At 66.2% G+C, this 3,667-nt stretch carries 3 protein-coding genes and 1 pseudogene; 3 read left to right on the forward strand and 1 reads right to left on the reverse strand.

Annotated features, from left to right (window positions below):
- Positions 1-408, reverse strand: a 408-nt coding sequence (locus ACRDU5_RS23310) for an aldehyde dehydrogenase family protein (protein ID WP_526617359.1), incomplete at its 3' end; no start/stop codon positions are given.
- Between the two features lie 299 nt (positions 409-707).
- On the opposite strand from ACRDU5_RS23310, the gene ACRDU5_RS23315 reads away from it, so the two are divergent.
- From ACRDU5_RS23315 to ACRDU5_RS23325, 3 genes and pseudogenes are all read left to right on the forward strand, one after another.
- Positions 708-2,321: a hypothetical protein gene (locus ACRDU5_RS23315; RefSeq protein ID WP_526617361.1), complete on the forward strand. Its 1,614-nt coding sequence runs from the start codon at positions 708-710 to the stop codon at positions 2,319-2,321.
- A gap of 152 nt (positions 2,322-2,473) precedes the next feature.
- Positions 2,474-3,550, forward strand: a complete 1,077-nt coding sequence (locus ACRDU5_RS23320) for an NAD(P)H-dependent amine dehydrogenase family protein (RefSeq protein WP_526617360.1) — start codon at positions 2,474-2,476, stop codon at positions 3,548-3,550.
- 31 nt (positions 3,551-3,581) lie between these two features.
- Positions 3,582-3,667: pseudogene (locus ACRDU5_RS23325) on the forward strand (3-alpha-hydroxysteroid dehydrogenase); the annotation flags it as partial.

Raw genomic sequence — 3,667 nt, forward strand, 5'->3', positions numbered from 1 at the left:
CTTCTGGCCCATGGCGCCGACGCGCTCGTCGCTCCACGGGTAGTTGCGCGCGATGTCGGCATAGACGTCGAGGACCATCGTTGCCGCGTATGCCTGCATTCCCAGCGACTGCTGGGCCGGGGTGCCGTTCTCATTGGTGACGATCTCGGCGATCTGGGCGGCGCGCTTCTGCAGTGCCTGGGACAGCGCGGCGATGGCATCGGCCCGTTCCTCCGGCGTGGAGTTGGGCCACGGGCCATTGTCGAACGCCTCACGTGCGGCGGCTACGGCGCGATCGATGTCGGCCGGAGCCGCATCGGGCGTGCGTGCGTACACCTCTTCGGTGATCGGAGAGATGACGTCGATGGTGTGGTCGGTGGCGGGTTCCACCCATTCGTTGCCGATGAACAGCCGGTCGCGTGTCTCCATGTCGGGCTCTCCCATCTCTGGTGGTGCTGGGCCGATGGTACGGGTGTAACGCATCGGTCGTAGGAGCGATTTAACTCTTGGAACCGGGTCATCGCCCTTCAGCGGCGTTGGCCCTGTCCCAGAAGCACGCGGCGCCTGCTGGTCCATTTCCAGTGTCGGGGGAGATGACTGCACTACAGCGGTGGCGGTAAACGCCACTCTCTGAGACCAGAGGAGTCGAAACCCAAATGCGTGCCCCCCTCAAAACTTGCTCTCGGCGAAGTGTTGTCGCTGTGTTGGCGTCGGGAGTCGTGATCTCAATGACGGCGCTCACCGGGGGAGTCGCGCCTGCTTTCGCCAAACCCGACGACGGCGATCCGGTCGTGCCGACGATCGAGGTCGAAGCTCCGGAGGCCCCGCACGAGGTCGTTCCGGAGGAGCGGAAAGCGCCTGATGCCCCGGCACTGGTAGAGCCGCCGAGCGCGCAGGAAGCGCCGTCGTTGCCGCCCATTGCCGAGGCGCCACCTCAGCCTGCGCCGCAGGTCGAAGCGCCACCGCCGCCTGCGCCAAAAGCCGACCCGCCGAAAGCGGAGCTGCCAAAAGTCGAGGCACCAAAGGCCGAGGCACCAAAGGCCGAGGCGCCCAAGGTTGAGGCGCCGAAGGCGGAGGCGCCGAAGGTTCAGGCGCCAGAGGTTGACGCGCCACGCGCGCCGAAGCCGGAGGCGCCCGCCGCACCGCCGGAAGCCGTGGCGCCGTCGGCGAAGCCCGCCGAGCCGAAGCAGGATGCCGCCGATTCGAACGAGGCACCTGCGCAACAGGGACCAATCGCGGAGATCCCAAAGAATTCAGAGCCGGGCAAGCCGTCCGAGCCCGGCGCCGTCGCTCCTGCGCCGGACGAGCCCAAGGCCCCAGCAGCCGTTGAGGGTGAATCGGAGACCGATGGCTCACGCGACGACGTCTCGAAGTCCGCGCGGATCGCGACCGCTGAGCCCGAGACGCTGCAGGCGTCGCAGCAGGACATCCAACTCGCCAAACAGGCGAAACCCATTGAAGTGAAGCCGGAACCGGCGCAAAAGCAAGACGTCGACCTCCTGTCGAGTGCGATCAACCTGTCGAGCAACACCAAGTTGGGCCCGTTCGAGTCCGAATTCAACGTCGGGTCTGACTTCTCCGTCGGCCGCGACCGCGACTGGGACGACAGGCGCTGGGACCGCAAGGTCCGTCAGTGGGATCGGGACTGGATCGAGTACGACGAGTTTTTCCGGCCGATCATTTTCAATCCCTTCCGGGCCCCGGTGCGGATCGTCTACGCCCTCGCGAACGCCACGCGGATTTTGGTCATCCAGCCCCTGGCGAGGGTCGTCGTGAACCTGGCCGAATTCGCAGTGGACGTGGCCGAAATTGCTGCGTACAGCTTCACAGCTGTGGTTCTGAGCGGCGCCAACCTAGTCACCGACTTGGTAGACATCGCGGTGGGCACCTTCTTCGGCGGTGGTTTCGTCCCCCGCGTCGGGCTGCCGTTCGTGGCGCCGCCTCCGCTATTGCGCTTTGACAACGTGCCCGTCCAGGTGCGGTACTCGAACGCGACTTACGAGCCATTCCGGGTTCGGCAGATCGTCGACATGGGTGACGACGTCCGCTTCGGTGGACGGAAAGTGTTGCTCGACGGCGCGACGCCGGCGTGGGGCCAATGGACGACATCGCCGACCGGAGAGCGGCAGTTCGAGGTGCACCGAACTCAGCAGTTCCCAGGTTTGGGCGAGCCGCAAGAGGCGCCGCTGCCCGGTGACTACCGGATGCAGTTGGCCTCCGACGAGTCCGGTCTGGATCGCACGCAGATGTACCTGATGGCGGCCGCCGGGGTGATCGCCGGATTGGGCTTCGGGGCGCTCGGCCTCGCCTTCTTCCTGGGGCGCCGGCGGCCACAGGAGTAGACGCCGGCGATCTGGACAGCTGTCTGGGGCCCGAGCTGGTGCTGCGGGAAACGAATCTCCCTGTAGCCGCCACTCGGGCCCTACCAGCAGCCTTGTTTGCCAATGCCTCCGTCCGATAGCTTGGACAGCTGTCCAGCAGCGGTAGGAGAGCCATGGCCATTCGGGTCGCGCACATCGGCACGGGCAACGTCGGCCGCATCGCGCTGAACCAGCTCATCAGCAATCCCCAGTTCGACGTGACCGGGGTCTGGGTGTCCTCGAAAGACAAGGTCGGCAAGGACGCCGGTGAGCTTGCCGGACTCGATATCTCCACCGGGATCGCCGCCACCAACGATCTGGACGCCCTGCTGGCCACCGAACCCGACTGCGCCGTGTACTGCGCGATGGGCGACAACCGGATACCCGAGGCCGTCGCCGACTGCCGACGCATCCTGGCCGCCGGCGTCAACCTCGTCGGCACTTCTCCTGGCGTGTTCCAGTACCCGTGGGGCGTAATGCCCGACAAGTACATCGCGCCGATGGAAGAGGCCGCCCAACAAGGGAATTCGAGTCTCTTCATCTCTGGTGTGGACCCCGGGTTCGCAAACGATCTCGTTCCGTTCGCGTTCGCCGGCACGTGCCAGAGCATCGAGCAGGTGCGCTGCATGGAAATCGCCGACTACGCCACCTATGACGGATCCACCGTGATGTTCGACGTGATGGGATTCGGCCAGATGCTGGACGAGACGCCAATGTTGTTGCAGCCCGGTGTGCTTGGGATGGCGTGGGGCACCACGATCCGCCAGCTGGCCGCCGGACTCGGTATCGAGGTCGACGAGACCAAGGACTCCTGCACACGGATACCCGCGCCCGAGGCGTTCGACGTCGCGGCCGGACACATCCCCAAGGGCGGCCAGGCCGCGCTGCGGTTCGAGATCCTCGGCATGGTCAAAGGCAGGCCCGCCATCGTCATCGATCACGTCACCCGGCTGCGCGAGGACATGTGCCCGGAATGGCCGCAGCCCGCGCAACCCGGCGGCTCATATCGGGTCGAGATCGTCGGCGAGCCCTCGTACACCGTCGACATCTGTCCGACCAGCCGCAGGGGCGACCACAACTACGCCGCCATCGCGGCGGGCGCGGGCCGGGTAGTCAACGCGATCCCCGCGGTGGTGGCCGCGCCACCCGGGATCAGGACGACGCTGGATCTGCCGTTGATCACCGGCAAGGGACTCTTCGCCGCGAAATAGGGCGCTCGACAACGACAAAGGAGAACACGGTATGGGACGCGTCGACGGAAAGGTTGCGCTCATCAGTGGCGGCGCGCGGGGCATGGGGGCGGCGCATGCACGGATGCTCGTCAAGGA

The organism is Mycobacterium sp. (assembly GCF_050701515.1).
Lineage (GTDB): Bacteria > Actinomycetota > Actinomycetes > Mycobacteriales > Mycobacteriaceae > Mycobacterium.